At 66.6% G+C, this 26,274-nt stretch carries 27 protein-coding genes, 1 tRNA gene and 1 pseudogene; 15 read left to right on the top strand and 14 right to left on the bottom strand.

The genetic code is table 11. From position 1 onward, the window contains the following. The 9 genes from NBRGI_RS06695 to NBRGI_RS06650 all read right to left on the bottom strand — a co-directional run. On the bottom strand, window positions 1–1,077 hold a 1,077-nt coding region (locus tag NBRGI_RS06695), incomplete at its 3' end, for a replication initiator (protein ID WP_370627694.1). Continuing rightward, window positions 1,071–1,409, bottom strand: coding sequence for a hypothetical protein (locus NBRGI_RS06690; protein ID WP_029893568.1), 339 nt, complete (start codon window positions 1,407–1,409; stop codon window positions 1,071–1,073). The genes NBRGI_RS06695 and NBRGI_RS06690, both read right to left, overlap by 7 nt. Further along, on the bottom strand, window positions 1,406–1,780 hold the full coding sequence (locus NBRGI_RS06685) for a hypothetical protein (protein ID WP_029893566.1): 375 nt from the start codon (window positions 1,778–1,780) through the stop codon (window positions 1,406–1,408). The genes NBRGI_RS06690 and NBRGI_RS06685 overlap by 4 nt, the downstream gene beginning before the upstream one ends. Further along, window positions 1,777–2,103, bottom strand: a complete 327-nt coding sequence (locus tag NBRGI_RS06680; protein ID WP_029893564.1) for a hypothetical protein — start codon at window positions 2,101–2,103, stop codon at window positions 1,777–1,779. Before NBRGI_RS06680 ends, NBRGI_RS06685 begins: the two co-directional genes overlap by 4 nt. Beyond that, entirely contained in the window at window positions 2,100–3,419 is a 1,320-nt protein-coding gene (locus NBRGI_RS44990; protein WP_158439793.1) for an FtsK/SpoIIIE domain-containing protein, read from the bottom strand. Before NBRGI_RS44990 ends, NBRGI_RS06680 begins: the two co-directional genes overlap by 4 nt. Next, window positions 3,419–3,637, bottom strand: a complete 219-nt coding sequence (locus NBRGI_RS48020; RefSeq protein ID WP_029893560.1) for a hypothetical protein — start codon at window positions 3,635–3,637, stop codon at window positions 3,419–3,421. Before NBRGI_RS48020 ends, NBRGI_RS44990 begins: the two co-directional genes overlap by 1 nt. Then, window positions 3,637–3,981, bottom strand: coding sequence for a hypothetical protein (locus NBRGI_RS48015; protein ID WP_029893556.1), 345 nt, complete (start codon window positions 3,979–3,981; stop codon window positions 3,637–3,639). The genes NBRGI_RS48020 and NBRGI_RS48015 overlap by 1 nt, the downstream gene beginning before the upstream one ends. Continuing rightward, on the bottom strand, window positions 3,978–4,790 hold the full coding sequence (locus tag NBRGI_RS48645; RefSeq protein ID WP_200882135.1) for a hypothetical protein: 813 nt from the start codon (window positions 4,788–4,790) through the stop codon (window positions 3,978–3,980). The genes NBRGI_RS48015 and NBRGI_RS48645 overlap by 4 nt, the downstream gene beginning before the upstream one ends. A 240-nt stretch (window positions 4,791–5,030) precedes the next feature. Continuing rightward, window positions 5,031–5,495, bottom strand: coding sequence for a hypothetical protein (locus NBRGI_RS06650; RefSeq protein WP_051727539.1), 465 nt, complete (start codon window positions 5,493–5,495; stop codon window positions 5,031–5,033). Window positions 5,496–5,634: 139 nt separating this feature from the next. On the opposite strand from NBRGI_RS06650, the gene NBRGI_RS46200 reads away from it, so the two are divergent. The 3 genes from NBRGI_RS46200 to NBRGI_RS06630 all read left to right on the top strand — a co-directional run bounded on the left by NBRGI_RS46200 (window position 5,635) and on the right by NBRGI_RS06630 (window position 7,940). Further along, window positions 5,635–6,465, top strand: a complete 831-nt coding sequence (locus NBRGI_RS46200; protein WP_162836655.1) for a sigma-70 family RNA polymerase sigma factor — start codon at window positions 5,635–5,637, stop codon at window positions 6,463–6,465. A 7-nt stretch (window positions 6,466–6,472) separates the two neighbouring features. After that, the gene (locus NBRGI_RS46195) at window positions 6,473–7,264 is read left to right on the top strand and encodes a protein phosphatase 2C domain-containing protein (RefSeq protein WP_081877945.1); all 792 of its coding nucleotides are present in this window, start codon (window positions 6,473–6,475) and stop codon (window positions 7,262–7,264) included. A gap of 602 nt (window positions 7,265–7,866) precedes the next feature. Then, window positions 7,867–7,940: transfer RNA gene (locus NBRGI_RS06630), tRNA-Ser, on the top strand. Window positions 7,941–9,245: 1,305 nt separating this feature from the next. On the opposite strand, the gene NBRGI_RS06620 is transcribed toward NBRGI_RS06630, so the two are convergent. From NBRGI_RS06620 to NBRGI_RS06605, 3 genes and pseudogenes are all read right to left on the bottom strand, one after another. Further along, window positions 9,246–9,479, bottom strand: coding sequence for a hypothetical protein (locus tag NBRGI_RS06620; RefSeq protein ID WP_148310714.1), 234 nt, complete (start codon window positions 9,477–9,479; stop codon window positions 9,246–9,248). Window positions 9,480–9,831: 352 nt separating this feature from the next. Next, window positions 9,832–10,376: pseudogene (locus NBRGI_RS06610) on the bottom strand (3-hydroxyacyl-CoA dehydrogenase); the annotation flags it as partial. 4 nt (window positions 10,377–10,380) lie between these two features. Beyond that, entirely contained in the window at window positions 10,381–11,541 is a 1,161-nt protein-coding gene (locus NBRGI_RS06605) for an acyl-CoA dehydrogenase family protein (RefSeq protein WP_029893539.1), read from the bottom strand. 209 nt (window positions 11,542–11,750) lie between these two features. Between NBRGI_RS06605 and NBRGI_RS06600 the strand changes: the two genes are divergently transcribed. From NBRGI_RS06600 to NBRGI_RS06575, 6 genes are all read left to right on the top strand, one after another. After that, window positions 11,751–12,338 (top strand): TetR/AcrR family transcriptional regulator, encoded by a 588-nt coding sequence (locus NBRGI_RS06600; RefSeq protein WP_029893537.1) that lies wholly within the window; start codon window positions 11,751–11,753, stop codon window positions 12,336–12,338. Between the two features lie 48 nt (window positions 12,339–12,386). Continuing rightward, on the top strand, window positions 12,387–12,722 hold the full coding sequence (locus NBRGI_RS06595; protein ID WP_029893535.1) for a YciI family protein: 336 nt from the start codon (window positions 12,387–12,389) through the stop codon (window positions 12,720–12,722). Beyond that, window positions 12,719–13,936 (top strand): RNA polymerase sigma factor, encoded by a 1,218-nt coding sequence (locus NBRGI_RS06590; protein WP_029893533.1) that lies wholly within the window; start codon window positions 12,719–12,721, stop codon window positions 13,934–13,936. The genes NBRGI_RS06595 and NBRGI_RS06590 overlap by 4 nt, the downstream gene beginning before the upstream one ends. Before the next feature lie 101 nt (window positions 13,937–14,037). Then, window positions 14,038–14,529, top strand: a complete 492-nt coding sequence (locus tag NBRGI_RS06585; protein ID WP_029893531.1) for an SRPBCC family protein — start codon at window positions 14,038–14,040, stop codon at window positions 14,527–14,529. A gap of 93 nt (window positions 14,530–14,622) precedes the next feature. After that, entirely contained in the window at window positions 14,623–14,985 is a 363-nt protein-coding gene (locus tag NBRGI_RS06580; protein WP_029893529.1) for a PadR family transcriptional regulator, read from the top strand. 2 nt (window positions 14,986–14,987) lie between these two features. Then, window positions 14,988–16,349, top strand: a complete 1,362-nt coding sequence (locus NBRGI_RS06575) for a hypothetical protein (protein ID WP_029893527.1) — start codon at window positions 14,988–14,990, stop codon at window positions 16,347–16,349. 43 nt (window positions 16,350–16,392) lie between these two features. On the opposite strand, the gene NBRGI_RS06570 is transcribed toward NBRGI_RS06575, so the two are convergent. Next, the gene (locus tag NBRGI_RS06570) at window positions 16,393–17,271 is read right to left on the bottom strand and encodes an alpha/beta fold hydrolase (RefSeq protein WP_029893525.1); all 879 of its coding nucleotides are present in this window, start codon (window positions 17,269–17,271) and stop codon (window positions 16,393–16,395) included. A gap of 112 nt (window positions 17,272–17,383) precedes the next feature. On the opposite strand from NBRGI_RS06570, the gene NBRGI_RS06565 reads away from it, so the two are divergent. The 4 genes from NBRGI_RS06565 to NBRGI_RS06550 all read left to right on the top strand — a co-directional run bounded on the left by NBRGI_RS06565 (window position 17,384) and on the right by NBRGI_RS06550 (window position 23,989). Then, window positions 17,384–20,611 (top strand): AfsR/SARP family transcriptional regulator, encoded by a 3,228-nt coding sequence (locus NBRGI_RS06565; RefSeq protein WP_200882134.1) that lies wholly within the window; start codon window positions 17,384–17,386, stop codon window positions 20,609–20,611. 285 nt (window positions 20,612–20,896) lie between these two features. Next, entirely contained in the window at window positions 20,897–22,063 is a 1,167-nt protein-coding gene (locus tag NBRGI_RS06560) for an alpha/beta fold hydrolase (protein WP_029893521.1), read from the top strand. Window positions 22,064–22,182: 119 nt separating this feature from the next. Further along, the gene (locus NBRGI_RS06555; protein WP_036557687.1) at window positions 22,183–23,190 is read left to right on the top strand and encodes an adenylate/guanylate cyclase domain-containing protein; all 1,008 of its coding nucleotides are present in this window, start codon (window positions 22,183–22,185) and stop codon (window positions 23,188–23,190) included. Window positions 23,191–23,245: 55 nt separating this feature from the next. Further along, entirely contained in the window at window positions 23,246–23,989 is a 744-nt protein-coding gene (locus tag NBRGI_RS06550; protein WP_029893517.1) for an RluA family pseudouridine synthase, read from the top strand. Window positions 23,990–24,109: 120 nt separating this feature from the next. Here the strand turns inward: NBRGI_RS06550 and NBRGI_RS06545 are convergent, their stop codons facing one another. Then, window positions 24,110–24,757, bottom strand: a complete 648-nt coding sequence (locus tag NBRGI_RS06545; RefSeq protein WP_029893515.1) for a TIGR03086 family metal-binding protein — start codon at window positions 24,755–24,757, stop codon at window positions 24,110–24,112. An 86-nt stretch (window positions 24,758–24,843) separates the two neighbouring features. Between NBRGI_RS06545 and NBRGI_RS06540 the strand changes: the two genes are divergently transcribed. Both NBRGI_RS06540 and NBRGI_RS06535 read left to right on the top strand, forming a co-directional pair. After that, complete coding sequence (locus NBRGI_RS06540; protein WP_029893513.1) at window positions 24,844–25,281, top strand: MarR family winged helix-turn-helix transcriptional regulator; 438 nt, start codon at window positions 24,844–24,846, stop codon at window positions 25,279–25,281. Window positions 25,282–25,445: 164 nt separating this feature from the next. Further along, a complete protein-coding gene (locus NBRGI_RS06535) occupies window positions 25,446–26,225 on the top strand; it encodes a metallophosphoesterase (protein ID WP_029893511.1) in 780 nt (259 codons plus the stop codon). Window positions 26,226–26,274: the final 49 nt, after the last annotated feature.

Raw genomic sequence — 26,274 nt, 5'->3', positions numbered from 1 at the left:
GTCCACCTGATCCATGACCGCCAACGCGTCATCCCAGTAGGTCAGTGCCCGCCTGGTCTTCGGGTCCACGAACGTGGCAGCCATGGGGTCCCAGACCGGCATGTCGTCGCCGGTATAGACCTCGCGGTCGAAGTGCGGCCACCAGATGTTGCGGTAGGTCGCCGCGGTGACCTGGTAGAGCAGTTTGGTCGGGATCGAGCCACGGATAGCCAGATGCAGGTGCGGGGCACCGCGCTTCTGAGGTTCGACCGTGGCGAAGTACTGCACGTTCCAACCGACAGCACGGCGAAGGTTCTGAATCCAGCGGTCGAACAACGCCTTGAAGTGCATGATGTCGCGGGCCGCACCCACGTAGTCATAGGAATTCGGATCGACCGGAGAACCGTCGGAGACCATCTCGCCGGTCTCGGCATCACGCACACGGTTGATCCGGCCGTAGCCAGGCATGGTCAAGGTGTGAAAGGTCGAAGGCCGATACTTGCCCTCCACGTAGGCAGTCCCGATCGTGGTGCGGGCAACCTTCTTACGGGGCAAATCCGGTACGTCGTCGCGGCGCCGGGTGGACTTGGCCTTGCGACGTGGCTTGTCCTCCAGGGCGGGCAGGCGGCCACGCACACCGAGTTCACGAAGCTCGGTATCCAGATCAGCCACCAACGCCTTGATCGCCTCAGCCAACTCGTGATCACCGTCGCGGCGAGCATCCTGATACCGGCCGAACTGATCAGCACGCGCGGCTAGCACTTGCGCCTGAGCTTCGGTGACCACCGGCTCCGGACGCACAGGTTCGTGCTCGGCACACCAGCCCTCTCGCAACTGGGTCATCCGCACGTACTTGTTGGCCTTGGCACACGCCGGGCACGTCGAAGCCACGGTGGCCTTGCACGGGGCACCGACGTAGGAGACCCGCCCAGTGCGGGTGTCGTAGGCGCGCATCGGCACCACTCGGGCGCACACGTCGTGCTGTTCGGCGGCAGCCTCAGCGATATCACGCACGTCCGGCATCGCCCGACGTTCAGCGGCCGTCTGGCGATTCGGGGCAACGCCAGCGGCCGGGGCGGAAGCAGTATCGGTCACCATAGGATTGGTCCGTCCAGGAGCGAATCAGCGTGGAAGAACAGCAGTTCCACCGTGGCCGGGCCGACGAGTTCAGCGCGGCAGTGATCAGCACCGAACGCGGCGGCGAGATCGATAGTGCGACCGTGCCAGTCGGCGGGGCACTGACCAGGCAGCATCCGCGCCAGCACGCTATCGATGTCGGAGCCGATGTCGATGCGCAAGCGCTCGGGAACAGTGACCGTGTCGGCAGTGTGGATGGTCAGGTGGCAGGCGGTGAGTCCGCGTGCCCAGCAGCGTCCGTAACGCCACCAGCCCAGCAACCACCCTTGTGGACGTGTGGTGAGTGTGGTCATGACTTCCCCCAGGGTGTCTCGAACAAGGACAACTGATCAGCGTCAACACGCTTGGGCCGCTTGGGTGTTCGCCGTGGCTTCGCTGCGGCAGCGACAATCGGATTGATCCGCCGAGCCGAGCCGTACCGGCCGACCTTGAGCCGGGTATCGGCGTGGACGAAGCGGGAGAACCGTGAACACGTCGGCACCAGTTCCCAGCCTTCGCGGGTGCGGGTCCCGGATTCGGCCGGCGTGTGCCGGACGCGGGCGATCGTCATCGGGCCACCACGCAACGGCCGGTCGTTGATCTCGTAGAGGACATCACCTGGCAGCACTCGTCGCGCGGTGACGACGTGGAAGAACATCGGTTCCGGATCAGGCAGGGCCGTCATGGCTGTACCTCGCCGTCCGCGATGCCGCACACCCGGCAGAGCCGTGCACGGGTCGAGGTGCCACGCAGCCGTTTCTTGGCCTTGGCGATGGCGGGGAACTGGTGGCCGTTGCGGTCGCAGTGGTCGGCGGCTATGCAGCCGTCGCACCAGATCCGGTCTCCGTCGTAGACCCAACTGACACCGGTAGGGCGCGACTCCAGGTACGACACGGCCTGCTGCACGGTGTCGAAACAGATTGACTCCGAACCGTCTTCGTCGTAGACGTCCCCGCACAGATCGCAGTAGATGACCGTGTGGTTCTCGGTCACGAATCCACGCTTCATGCCGCCACCGACCCTTCACCGTCGCCGAGGTCATCGGGATCGAACGTCGACGGATCGAACCCATCATCGGAATCGGCTGGGGCACCAGTGGTTTCGTGCCGTAGCGCGAATTCTTCGACCAGGCGTGTGATGTCGGCATCGGTGACCCAGTAGAACCGAGCGCGGGTCAGCTCGGTGGAGCCGTCTTGTTCGATGTAGCCGACACCTGGTGTGCTGGTAGGGATCTGATCGCATTCCGCGCCACGGTCACGGGCACCGTTGCCGAAGACCATGGCGACCTGAGTCGGTTCGGTCAGCCGCAACCCGATACGCAGCGGGAACAGTTGCCGTTGGGGCATGTTCTCCTTCGACGGGTCTTGGATGAACCCGAAGACCGAGATCGCAGCGGCCCGGGCTTGGGTCAGCAGCAGCCCCAGCAGCTCGTCCAAGCGGGCCAGGGTCTTGGCATCGGCGTAGGCCGACAGCGCCGCGAACTCATCGATCAGGATCACGATCAGCGGCTCATCGGTGGTCGGGGTGAGTTTGCGCAGCTTGGCCGCCATCAGCTTGGCCTGGCGTTCTCGCATGACCGCGACGGCTTCCTCCAGCAACGCCAGGATGTCTTCGGCGCTCTGGTAGGCGAAGCGGACGAACAACTCCTTGCCGGGGCTGAACTCGACACCGCCCTTGGGATCGATACCCCACACGTCGACCAACCCGGCGCGGATCGCGGGAGCCAGGCCAGCGATCATGGACCAGATGATCGAGCCCTTACCCGAATCTGTTGCACCAGCGGCCATTCCGTGCGTGTAGAGCACCGGAATCTGCGCTGTCTCGCCGTACTCGGTGACACCCACGGGGACCGCCTTCAGGTCTACATCGTTGGAGACCCAACCCGGCAACGCTGCCGGGGCCGCGAGTGTGTCGAACACGCGCAGCTGAAGACGGACCACCCCCGGGGCAGGTGACGCCACTGTCACCTTCGGCACCGCGAGCACTTGAGCGAACGCATCGCGGGTTTCCTCGTTGGACCAGCGTTTGCGGGATTGGCCAGCCAGCATCAGGAAGTCCACGTCGATGCCGTACATGGTGTAGTCGTAGCGCTCCATCGGCGGAAACCCGGTCTCCGGGGACCCGAGCTTGAGCGCGTGCAGCATCAGGTTGGTTTGCAGCGGATCAGCCAGCACCGCCACCGCCGGACGCAACTGCGCAGGTGCGTCATCGATGATCCGCGCCAGCGTCGGCACGGCGGGTTTGCGGATCCGGACGCAGGAACCGACGAAGGTAGCGATTGCGATCGTGGTACCCGTCGAGATGATCGTGGGAAGGATCGACATCACAGCACCCCCCGCAGCGGCGCGAACGACAGCGCTACCGAATGCTCGGCGAGCACGTTCGGCAACACGTGGGTGAGGATGCGCACGTCGACCAGGCTCAGCTGAATCTCTACACCGCCCACCAGGAACGACACACGCGCGTCGGTCTCTACCGACTGGAATGGTGATGCCGCAACGTATTTCACGTTCCGCAGGCCACCAGCGATCGGAGCAGTCATCACCGATCACCCCGCCGAGGCTCGTCGCAGAACATGATGCAGGCACCCGCCGACGTGGGCTTGGCCTTGGCCTTGGGCTGCGGAGTGCGGATCGGATCGCACTTCCACAACCGGAAGTTGATCCCCGGCGGCGGCTCACCGCAGTTGGCATCGTTGAACGAGGGCTTCGGCACGTCCTCGCAGAACATCACGCACCCATCGGGACGAGTGCTGGCCTGATACGACACCGGGGTTGGTGTGCGGTCGGCGGTCAAGAGCACCGCAGTGGCCATGACCGAGACCGCAGTCACCCCGAGGACAGTGGCCAGGAACGGTGGATTGGACGAAAGGTCGAAGGTGATCATCGGGTGCCCCCCAGGGCGGGAATCGCGAGCGGCAACATCGGCTGCACCGGTCGCTCAGATGGAACAGGTCGGGAAGGTGTGGACGCCGACGGACGCGGTCGCCCGGTCTGCTCCACAACAGGTTTCGGCGCGTACTTCGCGGCCGTAGCGGGTGAGATACCCAGCGCTGCACCGATTTCGGTGTAGGTGGCACCTTCGGCCCGCATGGCAACCGCGCGAGCCACTTTCGCCGGATCGCGACGAGTCGTCCGCCGTGCACGAGGCACCGGAGCTGGAACCGTCGCCGGAACCGCAACCGCGTCCGGAATCGAGACCGGTTCGGGTGCAACAGTTTCAGCGATGTCGTTGTCTCGGCTGATCATGTGGGCCAAGGTCGCGCCCATCCCGAGGACCGCAGGCGGAACGCACGCCACCAGCACGACCACCGGCCACGGAGCGGTAGCCCAGTGCGCGGCCTGCATCAGGTGATAGGCGACTTGGCCGACGCCACCGAGGATCAAAGCACCCAGGGCACTCCACTTGGCGTAGGCGCGTGTTCCGGGGGTGCGGATGCGACCGTTGAGCCACACGTGCAGCGCGTAGGAGGCGTAGGTCTCCATCCCGATCGGCAACGTGATCGCGGTATTGATCGTGAAGCCGTCGGCGATACCCGGAAGGGGTTGCACCTCACCGAAACCGGTCATCGTGCCCAGGCCGACCCAGCCGGACCAGATCGCCACGAACGCCGGAAGCGCCAGCAACAACACCGGCCACGAACGAATCCGCCTGTCCGGCTTGCCATCACGGTCCGGCTTGAGTCGGCTGAACATCACGCCACCGCCCTCGACTCGTCAGTGAGGAACTCGGCGTAGTCATGCTGAGCCAGCACGGTCGGCAGCGCCTCGGCCAGGTCATGCGCGTCAGTGATATCGAGCACGACCCGACCGAGCCGAGGAAGAACACCACCTGCGGAGGAAGCCCGCCACCGAGTCGACCAGCACGAATGGGCTCGTACTTCAGGCCGTGCAGCTCACCACCCACGCTCGGCGGGACCATCACGAACGAGGTCATCACGCAGCCGCCTTCCGGTCACGCTGTGCCGACGCCGAATGATCGCCAGGCACAACAGTTCCCGAGTTGTCGCCCTTGAACCCGGTCGCCCGAATCGACCAGCCGATCGACTTGAACTCACCCGAACCGATCAGCTTCGGCTTGACCATCAGTCCTTCCAGCTCCACTGGAGTCATGCCCGGCACAATGGCCGCAGCAGGAGGAACCGGGCACACGTCCGCAGCGAAGATCACCTCATAGCTGGCGTGCTTGGCGTTGTCCTCGCTCGACGGGTCGATGATCGTGGCCTTCCACAACCGCTTGCCCGTCCCTTTGCCTTCGTAGTCGAGGTCCACCTTCTGAATCGCCGGGGTATTCCGGTCTCGCTGGAACTCCGTCACTGGCCGGGCGGTACCCAGCAAGTACGTGCCCTTCTCGAAGAACTCACTGGCATCCGCTCGAAGCCACACATTGCTCGACGGCATTGCTCACCTCCTGATCTTTAGGCCCCTAAAGTCGATGTTCGTGCGATCATCTGAGTGTCTTTAGGGGTATAAAGTCGAGAGTACTCCCTGATGGGGGCAGAATCAATACCCCTAAAGTCGGCCATCTACACTCGTACACGTGGCTACAGCTGATGACTTCGAACAGGTTCGGAACGACCCGGACCCGCTTCGTCGTGGTCAGCGTGCGACTGAGCTGATCACCCTCTACCAGCAGCGCGCTACCGAGCTTGCTCGCCTCCGGAAAGCGGCCATCAAAGAGGCGCATCTTGATCTAGGTCTGAGCTACAAGGAGATCGCTGAGCGGTTCGGCCTGACTCAGGGCAGGGTCAGCCAGATACGTTCTAGCGGGCCACGGCCGGAACGAGCCTTCTTCGGAGTCGGACCCGTAAGTGTGGGCATTCCAAGACGATTCGGTCTTGAGGAAGGCCGAGAGCGTCCGTTCTTCGATGCATCTGATCAGGCCACCCAGGAGTTGGTCGAAACCACTCTGGAACGGCTACTGCTCGCCTCGGCCCGTTTCGCCATCGATCCGGATACCGATGAGCCTCCGCCTGGCGACACGGTCGTCATATGTGGACCCAAGTCCGCACCAGTAGCTCGCCACCTTCTGGCCGAGGACCCCGTTTTGGGTTTCGAACGTGACGACGATGGTTGGTGGATCACGGATTCCAACACCGGACTTCGACATCAGTCTCCGTACCGGCAGGACAGCGCGAACAAAACCGACCTTGGCTACTTCTCGCGCCGAGTAGCTGATCAGCGCGTAGTCGTGCATATCGCGGGAATCACCAGCGTCGGATCACTCGGTGTAGCCCATTGGCTCGATCATCATCTGCCCGAAATATTCGACCCTGCAAAGCCTTTTGTTTGCGGTGTCGTAGAAGCTGACTTCTCTGCTGACTTTGCGATCACAAGCAGCAGATTGCTGGTCGGCCCGTACCTCCGTTGAGCAACCCATGATCATCAACGCCGCGCAACTCCCGGGCACGTCCGATCAAGATCGCGTGATCAAGACGTCCTACGGCGTCATCGTTCTTGACGGCGCAACGTCATTCGACCCCAGCTCGCCCTCCGCGAACGACTACGTTGACAGTCTCGGCCACGAGCTACAGCGAAGGTTCGCAAGATCGGATGATCTTCGAGTGATCCTCGCCGACGCGATCACAGCGACATCGCGTGATCTTCAGCTACGTCCTGGCCTCGGTCCATCGAGCACCGTCGCACTTGTTCGGCTCAGAGCCAACACGGTCGAGGTGCTCGTACTTGGCGATTCAACCGTAGTCGTCGGACATTACGACGGATCGCAACAACTGATCACCGACCATCGTCTCGATCAACTTGAGCTTCCCCAGGCCGAGCAGTACCGTCACCGACTCGCTTCCGGCAGCGGTTACGACGACATACACCGCGAACTACTAAGCGCCCTTCAGCAACGTCAACGCATCCGCCGCAACTCCTCGAACGGCTACTGGATAGCCGAAGCCGATCCATCCGCAGCAGGACATGCCATCTACCAACGTTTTCCTGCGGAGTCCGTAGCTTGGGCAGTACTTGCCACGGATGGCGCGAGCGACCCGCTTACACTTCTAGGCATCCACTGGTCAGGCATCGCGCAACTTTCCTCCGATGAGCTGTCGGAACTTCTTGGCCGCTGCCACACATGGGAAGCCACCGACGATCCGAACGGGCAGCAACTACCGCGCCCCAAGCGACACGACGACAAAACGCTCGCTGTTCTGCGCACCTGACCGCAGTACTGCCCGCGACACGTTGCCGAATTTAGCTATATAGGATCAAGAGCGGCGGCCCTACGGGCCGCCGCCGCCGCGCTCACGACGCGCAACGGGCCTACGCTCCGTCCCTCCGCCGCCCCGGCGCAGTCGGCGCGTCGGCGACGACCCGCAGGACCGAAATTCATTGACCCTGATGAGCCTCAATCGGCCAAGCCGCGGTAACACCATCGGTCCAGCTCATGCGGATACGTCTCGTCTACCGATCGCCGTGGCTGGGCTGGGTGCCCGCCTCCTCATGGCCCCATGATCTGACTTCGCACCGGGAGAGTAAAGAGCGCTTCGCGTCGCTGCGCGATGCCTACGGCACTCTTGACTATCCCTCCCTCAGCACAGGATGGCCAGTATGAGGAAGCGGGGTTTCTAGGTGGCGGATAGACAACCTATCCGCGAAATGACAAGAGGCAACAGTGGTCCGGACATGCGAAAACTGCGGAGCATCAACCCCGCAGCTTCGGTACGCAGATCGTACGCAGCAGCACCCATAGACGCCGTCACGCACCAACGCCTCAAACGGCAATTTCCCAGTTCACGCCATCGGGACCAACAATGCCAACTCCGCCCGTATCAGGCAAAACCGGCACGGTCCGCTCTCCTAAAGCGGGTGTCGCAGGTTCGAATCCTGCCGAGGGCACAGCGAACAGGGGAACGCGGCCTCGCCCAGGTGGGGATCTATCGAGGGCAACGGCCAGCATCGCTTCTGTGATCTCGCGGTCGACGGGGTAGTTGCCCTGCCACGCCGCAGCGCGTCGCAGATCCTGGCAGAGGTCGGAACGTTCGCGTCGAAGCCCGCTTCGCGGGTTCACCTCGACTTCGTCGCGGGTCGGCCGGTGGTAGTCGTAATAGAGGATGTGGCCGATGGCACCGCCGGCCGCCATCGGCGGCGGTGGACCGATCGACTCCAGCCGAGCCAGCTCGTCGGCGTATAGCGAACTCAGTTTGGATATCCGCAACTGCCGGTAGTGAGCCTGCTGGAAGGTCTCGAATTCCTCTCCATCGATGTCACCCGCGAATAGGGTCCTCTCGGCCGGGAAATCTGCTCAGCCCCAAGGGATTCGCGGGCCACATGACGCCTGGTCAGCAGTTGCCGGCCAGGCGTCGTGTGGCACAAGCTCACGCATCTGCGCTACATCGACTCCACCCCGGGTGGCCCGTCGCGCGACGGTGGGCGTTTCGGTCCGCGGGGTTCAGGGTCGTACAACTCCCGACGACAGGCTGTTGATCAGGCAGGGCAGTACCGATTCACCGGTCGGAAGGCAGGGGCCACCGACGATGACGTCGGCTTCCGGCGCCGCCGCGGGCGTTTCGAGCGGAATCGGGTCCGCGCCCGCAGCGCCACCGCCCATCAGAACGGTAGCACTGAACAACGCACCGAGTATTGAGCCACATACTGACAAACGAGACTTGCGCATTGAGTTCTCTTCTCCTGAAGCCGAATAGGAACGATTCGGAGCCTACGAAGCACCTCAGTGACACCGCATGACCCAGAATGCATTGCTAACAGGGGTGTGGGCGCAGATACCCCAAGTGAGGGGTCGGTGACCAGCGGCGTGCACCACGCCGCGGTGAACTTGTGCGCGAGCCGTCGTAAGTCTGGGCCTGGGGGCGGGCGTGCGCGATGCCGGGTGCGTCAGCGGTCAGGTCGTACCGCCGGACCAGCAGAACAAGAAGCACAAACAGTCACAGCTGGTAGCTCGCTTCGATCACCAGCCGTCCACCCGGAGACCGCAGGTCGTCCCCGTTCTCATGTTCGCCAGGCCCTGTCGAGGGCACAGCGAAAAGCTTGCCTCACCGAATAGCGGACATGGCGTGCCAGCATCGCCGACACGCCATGCACTCCTTTCGCATGATGGTTCCCCCAAACCCCCGCGGTTACCGTCGCCGGTAGACCGACCAAATCATGTAGCCCGCGCGGTCATTCGCGGACGAGTCCCACCGGTCAGATCGAGCGGATCCACAGTTGCCAGCCGCTGCCCTGCTGACCGTAAACGCAGTCGGGCCGGGTGTCGGAGCTGCCGTACCACGCTTGCCACTTGTCCCCCTCCCGCACGCACTCCGCTTGAGTCGCGTACTCGCCGATGAACATGCCCTCGGCACTCGCGTTGCCCGCCACCGCCCCGACCACAACCAACGCCGCGGCAGAGGCTGCAAATGATCTCCATACATTTCGCATGCCGACCACCATGCCAGAGGCGCGCACCGAATCCACGACCCCAAGATTTGGAGATGATGTCCCGTCGGGACGTGACCAGGTACATCCAGTCGGTGGCGTCGCCGACGATCCTGGCGGTGTCGGTGCGGCGGGCTACAGTCCGCGGTATGGCAGCAGTCGACGGATGGGTCTCTGTCGAGGACAGCGGCCAACTGCTCATCACTGACGCGGCAACGACACCCGCTGTTCGTGACCGCCTTGCAGCGCTGGCGGGTTTGGTGTGCGGTGCGCATAAGGCCGGTTCGGAACCGTACTTTGCGTGGCACCGCAGCACCGTTTTCCGTCGTGGGTGAGTGCGCTGGGCGCGTGACCTCTATTCGACCCGCAGGCTTTCGGGCGCACGAAACCGCGGGCCGTAGCGTTCAGCCAAGGCCTCTGTGCGAGAGAGGAATTGAGACCGCCCGCCTGGGTACCCCTGGATGAACTGGCGTACACCGCCAGTCCAGGCGGGGAAGCCGATGCCGAGGATGGAGCCGATGTTGGCGTCAAGGTCGGCGGAGATGACGCCCTCGTCGAAGCATTTCTGGGTTTCCAGGGCTTGGATGAACATCAGGCGGTCTTGCAGGTCGATGAAAGGGACGGAAAGATCGCGGGTGGTTTTGAATTCGGCGCGCAGGTCGGGCCAGAGGCCGGCGCGTTTGCCCTCGGTGTAGTCGTAGAAGCCTGCGCCGGACAGCTTTCCGTTGCGGTCGAAGCGGTCCATCAGGGTCACGATGACCTCGCGGTCGGCCGGGATGGACTCGGCCAAGGTGCGACCTTCGGCTTCGGCGGCGGCGATGGATTCGTCCATGATTTTGCGGATGGTGCCGAAGGACAGCTCGTCGGCGACCTGCAGGGGGCGGCCGGGTAGCCGGCTTGCGCGTCACAGCGACCGCGAGATGATTTCCTTCATGATTTCGCTGGTGCCGCCGTAGATGCGGTTCACCCGAGAACCCGTGTACATGGCGGCGATCGGGTACTCCATCATGTAGCCGTAACCGCCGAACAGCTGCAGGCAGCGGTCCACCACCTTGTCGCAGGTTTCGGCCGCGAACAGCTTGGCCATGGACGCGGTGGCCGGATCGTTCTTCCCATCGATGTACTGCTGAATCGCGTGGTCGACAAGGGTTTTGATGGCCAGTGCCTCGGTCTTGCACTCGGCGAGGGTGAACGCGTTGTGCTGGAACTTGCCGATGGGCCGCCCGAACGCCTCGCGCTCCTTCGAGTAGCGCAACGCCTCGAGCACCGCGGCCTCGGCCAGCGCGGAGCACAGACTGGCGATGATCAGCCGCTCCCGGGCGAGCTGCTCCATCAACTGGTAGAAGCCCAGGCCCTCCTGCGCGCCAAGGAGATTCGCGACCGGCACCCGCATGTCGGAGAAGAACAGCTCACGCGTGTCCTGGGCGTGCTGCCCCATCTTCGCCAGCACGCGGCCGCGCTCGAAGCCGGGCAGATCCTTGGTTTCGGCGACGATGAGCGAGACTCCGGCCGCGCCCTGCGACGGATCGGTCTTGGCGATGATCACCAGCAGGTCGCAGTGGGTGCCGTTGGAGATGAACGTCTTCGAACCGTTGACGATGTAGTGATCGCCCTCGCGAATCGCGGTGGTGCGCACCGATTGCAGGTCCGATCCGGTACCGGGCTCGGTCATGGCGATCGCCAGCACCAATTCGCCGCTGATGATGCCGGGCAGCCACCGCCGGCGCTGATCCTCATTGCCGTAGGTGTAGATGTAGTGCGACACGATCGGCGAGTGCACCGAGAAGCCGAAGCCGTTGTCGTGCGCGTAGACCAACTCTTCCTGCACCACGGCCTGCAAGCCGAAATCGCCGCCCGCCCCGCCGAATTCCTCCGGTAGGTCCAGGCCGAGCAGGCCGGCCGCACCGGCCTGGTTCCAGAACTCGCGGTCGACCATGTGCTGCTCGGTCCAGCGCTCGCGGTTCGGCACGATCTCTTTGCGGAAGAACTCGGCGGCGTGCTTGCGCAGTTCACGATGCTGATCGGTTTCCCAGGTGGGGCGATAGTCGGGGAAGAGTACGGACATCGTTGTTCTCTCTACTTTCCGATCGAGGGAGTTGCGTCATCGCGACAGCCGTTTCTCGGCACGATACACATGTATCGTAACCGTGTCGGTTGTACGCATATCTATGTCAGTGACCGACTTCACACGACACTCGCCGCCGCGTAGCGGAGCAGACGGCGGGGACCATTACCCGACGTAAGATCTGCGGACAGTCGACGAACCGAGAGCTGATGCTGAACCCACGGGCAACCAACGATGACCTGACCGCCAAGGCGCGCATCCGCAACGCGGCCATGGATCTGTTCGCCCAGTACGGCGAATCCCGGGTCTCGCTGCGTGCCATCGCCGCGGCGGCCGGGGTCACCCTCGGCCTGGTCCAGCACCATTTCAAGACCAAGGCGGGGCTGCGCGACGCGGTGGACCAGCTGGTCGGCGAGTACTTCTATCAGGCCGTGCATTCGATTCCGGGCAGCGGCACGCCCGCCGAGGTCGCCGCCGCGCGCGACGAGGCGGTGCGAGAGATGCTGCGGGAGAACCCCGCCGTGGTGAACTACCTGCGCCGTGCCCTCCTCGAACCCGAGCCGGCGCAGTCGCAATTCCTGGAGCGGCTGGTGGAACTCGTTCGCTCCGAAGTGGTTTCGCTGCGCGAGGCCGGGCTCGCCTCCACCCGGCGGCGCGAATCCACGCAGGTGATCGCGATCCTCGTGCGCCAGCTCGGCGAGCTGTTGCTGGCTCCGCTGATCGACGCGGTCTGGGATCGGGTCGCCGCCCCGGGCGACACCGCCAAGCCGCACCTGTCGATCACCCTCGAGGACTGATCCGCGTCTTCCGGCGCTGGAACCGGGTGGGTCGGGCATATTGAGGGCATGAAATATGTGTTGCTGATCTGCGACGACGAGAGCTCCGCGCCGAGCATGGCGGAGATCGCGGCAGATCCGGCGCATCAAGCCTTCTCGGCCGAGGTCGCGCGGCGCGGTCGTAGCCTGGGCGGCGCACGGCTGCGACCGGCGGCGACTGCGACGACCGTGCGGGTGCGCGAAGGCGAAACGCTGGTGTCCGACGGCCCGTTCGCCGAAACGAAGGATTTCATCGGCGGCATCGACATCATCGAATGCGCGGATCTGGACGAGGCGATCGAACTCGCGGCGCTGCACCCGTACGCGAGCCGGGGTTGCATCGAGGTCCGTCCCGTGTGGGAATGACTGCGCCACAAGAAGTTCGGGCTGCGGTCGCCGCGGCGTACCGCGACGAGTGGGGCCAGGTGGTGGCCACGCTCATCGGCTGGACCGGGGATTGGGATCTCGCGGAGGACTGCGCGCAGGACGCGTTCGCCGCGGCGCTGACCACCTGGTCGCGGGACGGGATCCCGACCCGCCCGGGGGCCTGGCTCACCACGACGGCGCGCAATCGGGCGACGGACCGGCTCCGGCGCAACACCGCGACGGCCACCAAGGTGCGCGAACTCGCGGTGCTGGCCAGGGATCCGCTCGAGCCGCACCCGGAAGCGGTGCCCGACGAGCGGTTGCGCTTGATCTTCACCTGCTGTCATCCGGCACTGCCGTTTCCGGCCAGGGTCGCCCTCACCCTGCGCACGCTGACCGGCCTGACCACCGCGCAGATCGCGAAAGCCTTTCTCACCGCCGAGTCCACGATGGCGCAGCGCCTGGTACGGGCCAAACGCAAGATCGTCGAAGCCGGTATCCCGTACCGGGTTCCGCCCGCGGAACTGCTCCCGCAACGACTCACCGCCGTACTCGCGGTGCTCTATCTGATCTTCAACGAGGGCTACGACGACGCGGACGGGCACCGCGGACTGACCGCGGAGGGCATCTATCTCACCCGGGTCCTGGTCCGGTTGCTGCCCACCGAACCGGAGGCGCGCGGCCTGCTCGCCCTGATGCTGCTGCTCGAGGCGCGACGCGCGCAGCGCACCGACGGCGGCACACTGGTCACGCTCGAACACCAGGACCGGTCCGGGTGGGATCACGCGCTGATCGCCGAGGGCGTGCGGACGCTCGACGAAGCCTTGGCCGCCAGGCGACCGGGCCCGTATCAGGTGCAGGCCGCGATCGCCGCCTGCCACGCGACCGCACCCGACGCGGCGGCCACCGATTGGCCGCAGATCGCGGCGCTCTACGGCGAGCTGGCCCGGCTGGCGCCGTCACCGGTGGTCGAACTCAATCGCGCGGTGGCGGTGGCGATGGCGGACGGCATCTCGGCCGGGCTCGCCCTCATCGACGAGATCGACGCGTCCGGCCGGCTGGACGGCTACTACCTGCTGCCCGCGGCCAGAGCCGATCTGCTGCGCCGGGACGGTCGCGCCGCGGAGGCCGCCACCGCTTACCAGGCGGCCCTGGAACTTGCTCCGACCAGCGCGGAACGCCGCTACCTGACCGACCGACTGCGCACGCTCTGAGACTGCCGCAAAAATTGTCGGAGCTTTTTCCGCGCCGATGTCGATCCGGCGCGACCTCCTTCGTCGGTGGGGCGAAACCACCCGACAAGAGAGGTAAGACAATGTCGAACACCGAGCACATGACCGCCACCATGTCCGTCGACCGGACGCCGGACGAGGTCTTCGCCGCCGTCACCGACGTGCGCGGCTGGTGGAACGCGAACATCATCGGCGACACCGCCGCACTGCACGACGAGTTCATCTTCAACGACGACTTCGCGTACGCGGGCGAAACCGTCAAGGAGAAGAAGGGCATCCGCTTCAGCCGATTCCGGATCACCGAGGTCGTGCCCGGCCGGCGGATGGTCTGGCACGTCGTGGATTCGTGCCTCACCTTCGTCGACGACCAGCACGAGTGGACCGACACCCACGTCGTCTTCGACCTCGTCCCCACCCCCGACGGCACCACGCTGAACTTCACCCACGAGGGTCTGACCGCCGAATCCGAATGCTTCGAATCCTGCTCCCGCGGCTGGACCTTCTATATCACCACCAGCCTGCCGCAACTGATCACCACCGGCACCGGCCAACCCATCCTCCGCTACCGCTCCTGACCCACCTTCGACGCCGCGCCGGGACAATTCCTGGCGCGGCCCTATACCTAGAGCTACTATCCCTAGCAGATCTAGGGTTAGGAGGCGGGTGGCGTGCACATACCCAAGGATTTGGTGGCGGCTTCGGCGACGCCGCTGGTACTGGGCATCTTGGCGCGGCAGGAGAGCTACGGGTACGCGATCCTGAAGCAGATCAGCGAGCTGTCCGGCGGAGAGCTGGAGTGGAGCGACGGGTTGCTGTACCCGCTGCTGCACCGGCTGGAACGAATCGAGCACATCGAATCGTTCTGGGACACGCCAGAAGGCGGCCGACGGCGCAAGTACTACCGCATCACCGAGCAGGGACGCCGAGAACTGGTCCAGCATCGACGGCAGTGGGCCGCGGTGGTCGAGGCCCTCGACGGGATCTGGCAGTTGGCCCAGGGACCGATGACCGCACGTCCGGCGGAGGGGTAACCATGAGCGAGGACAGCGAACTCGAAGCGCAGATCGCGCAGTGGCGTGGCTACATGCGGCGCAGGCGCGCGGTGGCCACGACCGACACCGACGAGCTGGAAGACCATCTGCGCAGCACCATCACGGAGCTGACCGGTCTCGGACTGAAGCCGGACGAAGGGTTTCTCGTCGCGGTGAAACGGATAGGCAGCCAGGACGAGCTGTCCCGGGAATTCGCCCGCGAGCACTCGGGGCGATTGTGGAAACAGCTTGTGCTGACGCCTGATTCGGACTCCCCGAGCACAACAGGTGACCGGACGACGCTGCTCACCATGGTGGGGTGCGCTGCGGCCGCCGCGGTCGCGATCAAGGTGCCGGCACTGTTCGGCGCGGGTTTCGACGAGAACCCGGAACTCTACGCCAGGAATATCGCGCTGTTCGGACTCGCGCCGCTCGCAGCGTATTTCGCGATCCGGCGCAGGCTCGATCCGCGTCTCGTCGCGGTACTGGCGCTGGTGTTCGTCGTCGGCGCGGTCGGCGCGAACGCCTACCCGCTGGACAGTTCGTCACAGTCGTTGGTACTCACCGCCATTCACCTGCCGCTGGCGCTGTGGCTGGTGACCGGTGTCGCGTATACGGGCGGCGACTGGCGATCCGACCGCAGGCGAATGGATTTCATCCGGTTCACCGGCGAATGGTTCGTCTACTTCGTGCTCATCGCGTTGGGCGGTGGCGTGCTGACCGCCTTCACCGTCGGCACCTTCAACGCCATCGGCGTCGACGCCGAGGACTTCGTCTCGATGTGGCTGATGCCGTGCGGCGCCGTCGCCGCTGTCGTCGTCGCGGCCTGGCTGGTGGAGGCGAAGCAGAGTGTGGTCGAGAACATGGCGCCGGTGCTCACCAGGGTGTTCACGCCGCTGTTCACGGTCGCGCTGCTGGCGCTGCTGATCGGAATCGGTTTGAGCAGCACCGGGATCGACGTGGATCGCGACGTGCTGATCCTGTTCGACCTGCTGCTGGTCGTAGTGCTCGGGTTGCTGCTCTACGCCATCTCGGCCCGGGATCCCGAAGCCGCGCCGGGACTGTTCGACAAGCTGCAACTGGCGTTGGTGGTCAGTGCGTTGATCATCGATGTGCTGGTGCTCGCCGCCATCACCGGCCGCATCACCGAATACGGTTCCACCCCCAACAAGATCGCGGCGCTCGGTGAGAACGTCATCCTGCTCACCAACCTCGCCTGGTCGGCCTGGCTGCTGTTCGGGTTCCTGCGGCGCAAGCAGACATTCGCGCGGCTGGAACGCTGGCAGACGAGATACCTTGCGGTGTACCTCGTCTGGGCCTGGGTCGTGGTGCTGGTCTTCCCGCCGCTGTTCGATTTCCTCTAGTGCCCGGCGAGGCCCGCGTCCGGCGCGGACCTCGCCACGGGGTTCAGCGGGTCAGCAACGCGCGCAGGGCCGCGGTGACGGTGGCCGGCGACTCTTCGGCCATGAAGTGACCACAGCTCACGGTGGTATGCCGCAGGTCGGGAGCCCAAGCACGCCAGAGTGCTTCGGCGTCGAAGCCGAGCGCGGCGCCCCAATCCTGTTGCAGGACAGCGACCGGCATGCGGAGCAGGTTGCCCGCCGCACGATCGGCGCGATCGTGTTCGAGGTCGATCCCGGCCGAAGCCCGATAGTCGGCGACGATGCTGGGCACCGCCGCCGCGCACGACCGCAGGTAGACCTCGCGGATCGCCGGCGCGATGGCGGCCGGATCCCGCGTCCACGCGTCGAGGAAGTACCCGAAGAAGTCGTCGGCCGTGGCGGCGATCATCGCCTCGGGCAGGCCCGGCGGCTGCGCCATCAGAAAGAGGTGGAACCCGACCGCGGCCGACACGCCGTGCAGTACGTCCCACGTGTCGAGCAACGGCAGCACGTCGAGTGAGGCGAGGTGGGTGACGGCCTCAGGGTGGTCCAGGCCGGCCCGGATGGCGACGAACGCGCCACGATCGTGCCCCGCCACCGCGAAGCGTTCGTGGCCGAGCGCCCGGGCCACGGCGACGACGTCCGCGGCCATGGTGCGCTTCGAGTACACGCTGCCGCCGGTCTCGGCCGGCTTGTCGCTGTCGCCGTAACCGCGCAGGTCAGGGCAGATGACGGTGTGATCGGCCGCCAGGTCGGCCGCGACGTGCCGCCACATCAGGTGGGTCTGCGGGAAACCGTGCAGCAGCACGATCGGGCGACCCGCACCGCCCACCGCGACATTGAGTTCGACCCCGTCGCCGACGGCGATGCGACGGTAGTCGAATCCGGTAATCTCCGATGTCATGAGGTGTCCTTCCGATGGTCGCTGGTGACGCCGGACAGTCTTTTCGCCCGCGCTCAGCACCGAATCAGCAGCGACTGAGCGCGGTCGTCGCCGCGCCGGCCGGACCGGTCCTGTGGCGCGGCTGAGCTTCCGCGTGCTCGGCCCCATCGCCGCCGAGCGGGCGGGCGAATCCCTGCCGCTGAAGGGCTCGCGGCATCGGGCCGTGCTCGCCCGGCTGCTCGTCGCGCACGGGCGCATGGTCACCACGGATCAGCTGATCGATGACCTGTGGGAGCACCCGCCGCAGGGCGCGGTGGGTGCGCTGCAGACGTTCGTCGCCGAACTGCGGCGGCTCCTCGAACCGGACCGCGCACCGCGCAGCCCGGCGACGGTGCTGGTCACCGTCGCACCCGGTTACGCACTACGCGCCGACACGGTGGACGCGGACGATTTCGGCACCGCGGTCGGCCGGGCCGCCGAACTGCTGGCAACCGGCGACAGCGCCGGCGCACTGACGACCCTCGACGGCGCGCTCGCCCTGTGGCACGGCCCCGCCTACGCCGAATTCGCCGAACAGGGTTGGGCGCGTGCGGAAATCGATCGCTTGGACGGTCTCCGGCAACTCGCCGCCGAGCGCCGTGCGGCCGCGCTGATCGACCTCGCTCGGCCTGCCGAGGCGGTCCCCGGCTTGCATGCACTGCTCGCCGCGCATCCGCTGCGGGAACACGCCTGGCAGTTGCTCGCCCTCGCGCTGTACCGGTCGGGCAGGCAGAGCGATGCGCTGGCCGCGCTGCGCCGCGTCCGCCGGCTCTTGCGTACCGAACTCGGTACGGATCCGAGCCCCGGCCTGCAACAGCTGGAGGCGGACATGCTCGCGCACGCCCCGCAGCTGCGCCCCGTCCAGGCGCCGGTTCGGATCTCCTCGCCCGCAACAGATTTCCTCGGGCGAGCTACCGAGCTGGACGCGCTACGTCAGGTCGCGGAAACGGTGCAGCACCAGGGAAGCTTGCGCCTCGTGCTGCTCTCCGGCGAAGCAGGCGCCGGTAAAAGCGCTCTGGCCGCAGCGTTTTCATCCATGCTCGCCGACGGCGGCTGGCGTGTCGCGCTCGGCGAGAACCCCGCGGACGCGGGCGTCCCACCAGGCTGGGCGTGGACGAGGATTCGTGTGGCGCTGGCGGACAGCGCAGGTGAAACCGCAAGCGCGGCAAAGGAACCGGTGAGCGATCGCTCGCTCGTCGCCGCAGCGGGGGTCGATCCGGCCGAGGCTCGGTTTCTGTTCCACCGTGCCGCCGCGGCAGAGCTGGCCGTCGCGGCGCGCCGCGCGCCCGTGCTCGTGGTCTTCGACGACCTGCACAATGCCGGTGCCGAGACCCTCGACCTGCTCGCCGCTCTGACCACCAGCCGCACCGCGGGCCCGGTACTCGTCCTGGCGACCTACCGCAGCACGGAGATCGGCACCGAACTCACCGCCCTGCTCGGGAAGGTGGCCCCCATTGAACCTGTGCGGATCTACCTGGGCGGCCTGTCCGAGACCGACACCGTCGCGTTGGTGCGCGAGATCGCCGGACCGGAGCTCGCAGACGGCTACGGCTCCCGAATTCACCGGCGCAGCAATGGCAATCCGTTCTTCGTCCGCGAGCTGGCGCGACTGCTGCGCGACGAAGGAGCTACCGCGTTCGACGCCGTACCCGCGGGTGTCCGTGCGGTCATCCGCCATCGGATGGCCGCACTGCCGCCGGCCACGCAGACCGTGGTGCAGCAGGCCGCCGTGCTCGGCGCGGACATCGATCGCGAGGTCCTGCTCGAGCTGTTCGGGGACGCGGAGTCCGGGCTCGATGCCCTGGACCAGGCCATATCCGCCGGGCTCCTCACCGAGCTGCCGGACGGCGCGCTGCGCTTCACCCACGAACTGGTCCGCGACACCGTCTACCACGAGATCAGCGGCCCACGCCGGGCCCGGTGGCACGGCGAGATCGGCGCGTTGCTCGAAAAGGACGACACCACAGACGTTTCCGTTCTGGCACATCATTTCATCCGGGCACAGAGCCGGGCGACCGCCGCGAGCGCCGCCACGTACGCGAGCGCTGCTGCCCGTGCTGCCGAACAAGGCTTCGCGCTGACGGAGGCAGTACGCCTGTGGCGGGCGGCTCTGGGAGCCTTCGACCGATCGCCCGCCCCCGATCTGTCCGCTCAACTCGCCGCGACGACGGGACTCGCGCGGGCACTGGCGGTCACCGGCGCACTGGATGAGGCGCGAACGTTCCGCCGCCTCGCCATCACCCGGGCCGAACAGTGGGGCGACCCTGCACTGACCGCAGAAGTCCTGAGCGCGTTCGACATTCCCGCCGGGTGGACTACCAACGACGATCCCGAACTGTCCGGGCATATCGTCGAGGCCGCCGAGCGCGCGCTGACGGGGCTGCCCGCCGAACGTCGCGAACTGCGAGCCCGGTTGTGCACCACGCTGGCGCTGGAACTCCGTGGCACCACCGATGACCGAGGAGTACGCGCGGCCGCGGAAGCGGAACGGATCGCCCGGGAGCTGGACGATCCCGCCCTGCTGGCCTTCGCCCTGAACGGCCGCTTCATGCACACCTTCCAGCGCGCCGGCCTCAGCCCGGAACGCGGCCGGATCGGCGACGAACTCGTCGCGCTCGGCGGCGAACACCGGCTGATCTCCTTCGCGGTACTCGGTCACCTCGTCGCCCTCCAATCGAGCTGTGCCACAGCTGATCTCCGAGCTGCCCGAGACCACGCGGCCGCCGCGGATCGGTTGGCGGCCGAATACGACCTACCAGTGGTCGGCGTGTTCACGGAGTGGTTCGCGGCCCTGCGTACCGCCCTCACCGGTAGCCCGGCCCAAGCCGAGGCCGCTTACCGCGCGGCGGCGGAAAGCCTCGGCGGTAGCGGCATGCCCGGCGTCGAACAGGGCCTGCTCCCCCTCGCGCTCTGCTGCCTGCGGCTGCGCCGCGGACTGCCGACCGATCCGGCCGCCACCGAGCGGTACGGACCACACGAACCGTGGATTCGACCGATAGCCCTGTTGGACAGCGGACTTCGTGAGGAAGCGGCTATCGCGCTGCTGGCGACACCGGACTCGCCGCACGATCTGCTGTATGAACTTCGCACCTGCCTCACCGCGCGCGCCGCCCTCGCCCTGGGCGAGGAGGCGATCATGCTCCGGTGCTACGACCAATTGCTCCCCGCCGCAACCGAACTCGCGGGCGCGGGTAGCGGAATGGTCACCCTGGAACCCGTCGCGCACTACCTGGCGAATCTCGCGAGCGCACTCGGCCGTCCGGCGACGGAGCATCAGCGGCAAGCCAGGGTGCTGGCCGGGCGTGTCCGGCAGCAGACCTGACGCGACCTCCAGGGGGCCAACGCCGCGCCCGCAGGATCCCGCCGCAAGACACCACGATCGGCCAAGCACGTCGCCCCCGCAATAGCGCCCACCGCCGTACGGACATCCCCACGTCATCAGCGCGATGAAGCGATACCGCGCTCCGGCGCGTTCCGACCCGCCCGTCACCGTCCCGAGTAACGTGGGTTTGCTTACAGTTCGCCATCACACGATGTGGTAGATACACATTCAGCCTAATCTGATCTTCAACTGGACAAGCGTCCAACAAGGTGGAGAGGGTTTTCGATGCGCGTTATTCGTGGTTGGAAAAGTTCCGTCGCCGTTGCCACCGTGGCGGCCTGCACCGCACTGGCCCTGCAGGCCACTCCGGCGGTTGCGGAAACTCCGGGAATGCTGATCCAGGTGACGCCGCAGGCCGACGGCTGGCACGGAATGGCCGATGGGTCGGCGATCAGCTACTGGATGACCGGCTCCGACGGCACCCCGAAGCAAGCCAGCGGTGCGCTGTTCGTCCCGCAGGGCACCCCACCCGCCGGCGGCTGGCCGATCGTCGCGTTCGACCACGGCACCACCGGACTCGGGCAGGGGTGCGGCGGCGAATCGGATCCCAGCACCGCGCCCGCCTCGCACTGGCACGCGGAAGAAGACGGGATCATGCAGCATCTCGTCGCCCAGGGATTCGCCGTCGTGGCGCCCGACTATCTCGGTCTCGGTCTGTTCGACACCGGTCCGCACCCGTACCTCGAGCTGCGCACCGAGGCCACCGCCACCCTCGACCTGCTGCGCGCCGCCCGCTCGGCCCGGCCCGAACTGTCGCAGACCTGGTCCGTGCTCGGCCTCTCGCAGGGCGGGCAGGCCGCCCTCGGCACCGGCCACCTGCAATCGACCTACGCGCCCGAACTCGACTTCCGCGGGACCGTCGCGGTGGACCCGGAATCCGACGTCGAGAAGCTGCTTCCCATTGCGGGGCCGGACATTCCGACGCTACCCGGCACGGGCGAAACACTCGGCTTCTTCGCCAGCATCCTGGCCGGACTGCGCGCCGCTCGGCCCGATGTCGAGGTGAATCAGTTCCTCAGCCCGCTGGGGCGCACCGTGATCGACGAGATCGGCACCATGTGCAAGCCGGAGATCGAAGCCAGGGTGGACGGCTTGGGCATCGGCCAGCTGCTCTCGAAGTCGTTGTCCGACAGCACCCTTCGCGCGGCCTACGACTCCTACCTGACCGTGCCGACCTCCGGTTACGACGCCCCGATCCTGCTGCTGGTCAACATCACCGACACGACCGTCCCGTCCCCCTTGCACGGGACGCTCGCCGCTCAGCTCGCCGCCAACGGAGCCGACTTCCGCACGGTCACGGGCACCGGCACGCACACCCAACTGAACCCCCAGATGTGGTCTGCCCTCGATACTTTCCTCGCCCACATCAAGGCCACCCCTGCTCAGCGGTAACAGAAGCCGCGCGCTCCGGTCCGCGGCGCCGTCCGAGGCCACGGCCTCGCCGCTGTGAGGTCACCCAATTGCGACGGTGTTCGCACCGGCCGCGGCCGGGCCCGTCGTAAGGTACGGAGATGGTGCCCACCGAGAAGTCCGAGCTGGTGCAGGCGGTTGTCGAGGCGTATCTGCTCGACGGCCCGCGGCAGTACACCCGCACCCAGGTCGCCGAGCAGTCGGGCAGCACCACGACGCTGACCAAGCGGCTCTGGACCGCGCTCGGCTTCCCGGCCGGACTGGACGACGACGCCGTCGATTACACCGACGCCGATATCGCGGCGGTGCGGAACTTCCGTGCCCTCGACGTCCTGTCCTCCGCCGACGCGCGGCAGCAGGCGGCGACCGCGCGCACCCTCGGCCAGGGCATGGCTCGCTTGGCGGAATGGCAGGTCGATCTGGTGCTCGCCGAGATCGGCGCGCGCATCGCCGCCGCCGATCCGAACGCGGACCCCACCGACACCGTCCGTGCCGCGACCGAAGGCACCATCGCCACGCTCGAACAGCTCAACAGCTACGCCTGGCGCCGCCATCTCGCCGCGGCGCTGTCGCGTTCGCTCGACCCCGGTACCTCGGCCGGAGAGACCGTGCGCGATCTGGCCGTGGGCTTCGCGGACATGGTCGGGTACACCCGGCTGACCAGGCATTTACACCCCGACGAGCTGTCGCTGCTGCTGGAGTCGTTCGAGTCCACCACCACCGCCGCGATCACCGAGAACGGTGGCTGGGTGGTGAAGAACGTCGGCGACGAGGTGATGTTCGCGGCCACCAACGCCGCCGACGCGGCCCGCATCGCGCTGGCCATCCAGGAGTCGACCATGATGGTGGGGGGCACCCCCGAGCTGCGGGTTGCGGTGGCGTACGGGCCGGTGCTGCAACGGTTCGGCGACCTCTACGGCTCGGTGGTGAACATCGCGTCCCGGCTCACCGGCGTCGCGCGGCCGGGCACGGTGCTGATCGACGACGAGGCCGCCAGCGCGCTCGACGGCGAACCGGAGTTCATCGTCAAGAACCTGCGCAGCGTGCGGGTGCGCGGTTTCAACCGGCTACGCCCACATGTGCTGCGGCGCAACGAGAAGAAGAGCTGAGCCGGGCGCGCAACGCCTCCGGCGACCACCCGTCCGTATCCTCATCCCGGTGGAAATGGACTGGTCCGAGCTGCGCACCCGCTGCCTTGTCGCGGAGGACGACGCGATGCTGGCGTTGCACAAGCCCGCCGGCATCTCGGTCACCGGCGAGCGGCACGACACCGATCTCGTCGAGCTGGCCGCCGCGGCGGGCGAAACCCTCTACCCGGTGCACCGGATCGACAAGGTGACCTCCGGCTTGATCTTGTTCGCCAAGGAACTAGGCGCGCACGGCCAGCTGACCAGGCAGTTCAACAAGCAGACCGCGGAAAAGGCGTATCTGGCGATCGTCGAATCGGCCGGGCTGCCCGAGACCGGGATCCTGGAGCTACCGCTCAGTGTCGGGCGCAAGAACCGGGTGCGGATCGCGGCCCCGCGCGAGTGCATCCAGCGCGTCGGCGACCGCTGGTTCGTCGACGACGCCGACCTGCTCGACACCAAGTCGTACCCGTCCACCACGCAGTTCACCACGGTGCTGCGGCGGGCCGAGCGCACGGTGCTCGCACTGCGCCCGATCACCGGACGCCGGCACCAGATCAGGGTGCAACTGGCATGGGTCGGCCACCCCATCGTCGGCGATCCCCTCTTCGACAAATCGGGTACCCACGAGCGCACCTACCTGCATTCCTGGCGGCTCGGCCTGACCGCATCCTGGCGTACGCCACCGGAACTCGCGCTCGAGGCGACACCGGATGCCGAGTTCTGGCTTCCGGTCGAGGCGACCTCCGACGAGGCCGACCGCATGCTCGCCGCACTTTAGTCCCGGCACCTGAGCGCTTCGTTCGGTGGCTGCCGCGCAATGTTTCGCACTCTGCGCGCGTGTCGTTCGGCTGACACGCGCGCGGGGTGACGAGATGTGCGCGGCGGGCGCTCCCTCGGATCAGTCGCGCGGCCACTGCGGGGAGCGCCCGAGCACGGCGACGATCCGGTCGAGGCGGTCCGTGGCGGACCACGGGATCTCGGGGCCGAAGGCGGCGCCGGGAGCCAAGCGGATCTCACCACCGGGGACGGCCGCGGCGACGGAGTAGGCGGCGTCGAGCAGGTTCGCGTCGAACTGCACGGACAGCCCCAAAGCCTTTGCCATGTCCCAGGAATGGACAACGTAGTCGATGAAGTGGAAGCTCACCGCCTGCGCGCCGGAGAACCGGAAATCGGCGCTGAATTCGGCGAGCAGGATCTTGCGGTCCAGCACGTCCGGTTCGGCGAACGCGGCGAGGACGTCCGTCGCGGCGGCCTGATAGCTCGCCACCGGGTCGGCGCCGAGCGGGCGGGTCTTCCACACGGCCGGGTAGCTGTCACCGCGCATCGCCGCGGCGAAGCCGTGGTGCTGGGCGATCATGTGCGTCAGCAGGCCGTGCAGGGTCCAGTCGGCGCACGGTGTCGGCTTCCGGAGATCGGCGCCGGTCACCTGTTCGACCAAGGCGACACTGGCCCGTACCGCCTGCGCGTCCAAGGCGACGAGGTCGACCTCCTGCACCAGCGCGTCGAGGGTGCGCAATTCCGTACGGGTATCCGGATCAATAGACATCTCGGTGCTCCTCGCGGTTCCATTTAATAAGCTAACGCGTATCGTATGCGCACGCTTATTATCTCGCAAGCAGTACTTTCTAACCCATGTCCGAAGCACGCCGACCTGACCTCGCCGCGATGATCGCGCCGCTCGGCCGCGCACTGATGGCGGCGGAACTGCCTGTCCTGCAACGCCATGAGCTGTCGATGTGGGCGTACGCCGTCCTGCTCGGCCTGGGCCGGGAACCCGTCTACACCCAGGCCGCGCTGGCCAAGGCGATCGGCGCGGACAAGACCCGGATCATCGGCGTGCTCGACGACTTGCAGCAGCGCGAACTCATTCGGCGCGAACCGGATCCGGCGGACCGGCGGGTGAATCTGGTGTCGCTCACCGCCGCCGGACGCGAGCTGCGCGACCGCGCCCAACGCGATATCCAGGAGCAGGAAGAACACTGGTTGAGTCAGCTGCCCGCGGCCGAGCGCCGGATCTTCCTCCGCTCGTTGCAGCGGTTGGCGGCACTGGTCACCGAAGAGCCGAACTGAACGCCACTATGACCGCCGACACAGACCACCGCGCACGTTTCCGCTGGTGGTGAGCCTCATGGCGACGGTTAAGCCGCAGGTCAACTAGCCTTGTACCGTGTCGCGCACGGGAGGCGGGCACACTCTGACGCAACGGAGCGATCCCCCAGAGAAAGCGAACACCGATGATCTTGGTGGCTCAGGTCAGCGACACCCATTTCGATCTCGGCGCCCGCAACGCCGCACGGGTCGAGCGGGTGATGGCCTTTCTCACCGGCCTGCGCCACCGGCCGGACGCGATCCTGGTGACCGGCGATGTCACCGATTCCGGCAAACCCGAACAGTACGAGCAGGCCAGGCGCGCCTTCGAACTCGACATCCCGGTGTACGCCATCCCGGGCAACCACGACGATCGCGCGACGTTCCGCAGCGTCCTGCTCGGCACCACTGCCTCGACCGCGCCGATCAACCAGACCCAGCGGATCGGGGATCTCACCGTCGCCCTGCTGGATTCGAGCATTCCCGGTGAACCGAGCGGCCTGCTCACCGAGGACACCTACACCTGGCTGCGCGACGTGCTCGCGGCCGCGCCGGCGGGCAAGCCGGTGCTGGTCGCCCTGCATCATCCGCCCGCCCACCTGTTCAGCCCGATCGTCGACGAGATCGCCCTGGCGGAGCCGGAGAAGCTCGCCGAACTGGTCGCGGGCGACGATCGCATCATCGCGGTGCTCACCGGTCACGCGCATTCCGCGGCCACGACGACCTTCGCGGGCCGCCCGCTGCTCGTCGCGCCGAGCACCGCGTCCGTGCTCGGTGGTGAGTGGGAACTGGACCCGCCGGACCACGTGATGGACTACGCGCCGGACCCGGCGATAGCGCTGCACATCATCGACGAAAAGCACGGGCTCACAACCCATTTCCGCAGCGTGCCGATGGGCGGCCGGGTCGGCGTGCCGCCCAGCTGAGCGGACGCCGTTTAGCCGTGGCGGGTCCGGGCAGTCGAGGGATAGCAGT

The sequence above is a fragment of the Nocardia brasiliensis IFM 10847 genome (assembly GCF_000710915.1).
GTDB lineage: Bacteria > Actinomycetota > Actinomycetes > Mycobacteriales > Mycobacteriaceae > Nocardia > Nocardia brasiliensis_A.
The sequence above is the reverse complement of the archived record's forward strand: the minus strand, read 5'-3'. Positions and strand labels throughout refer to the sequence as shown.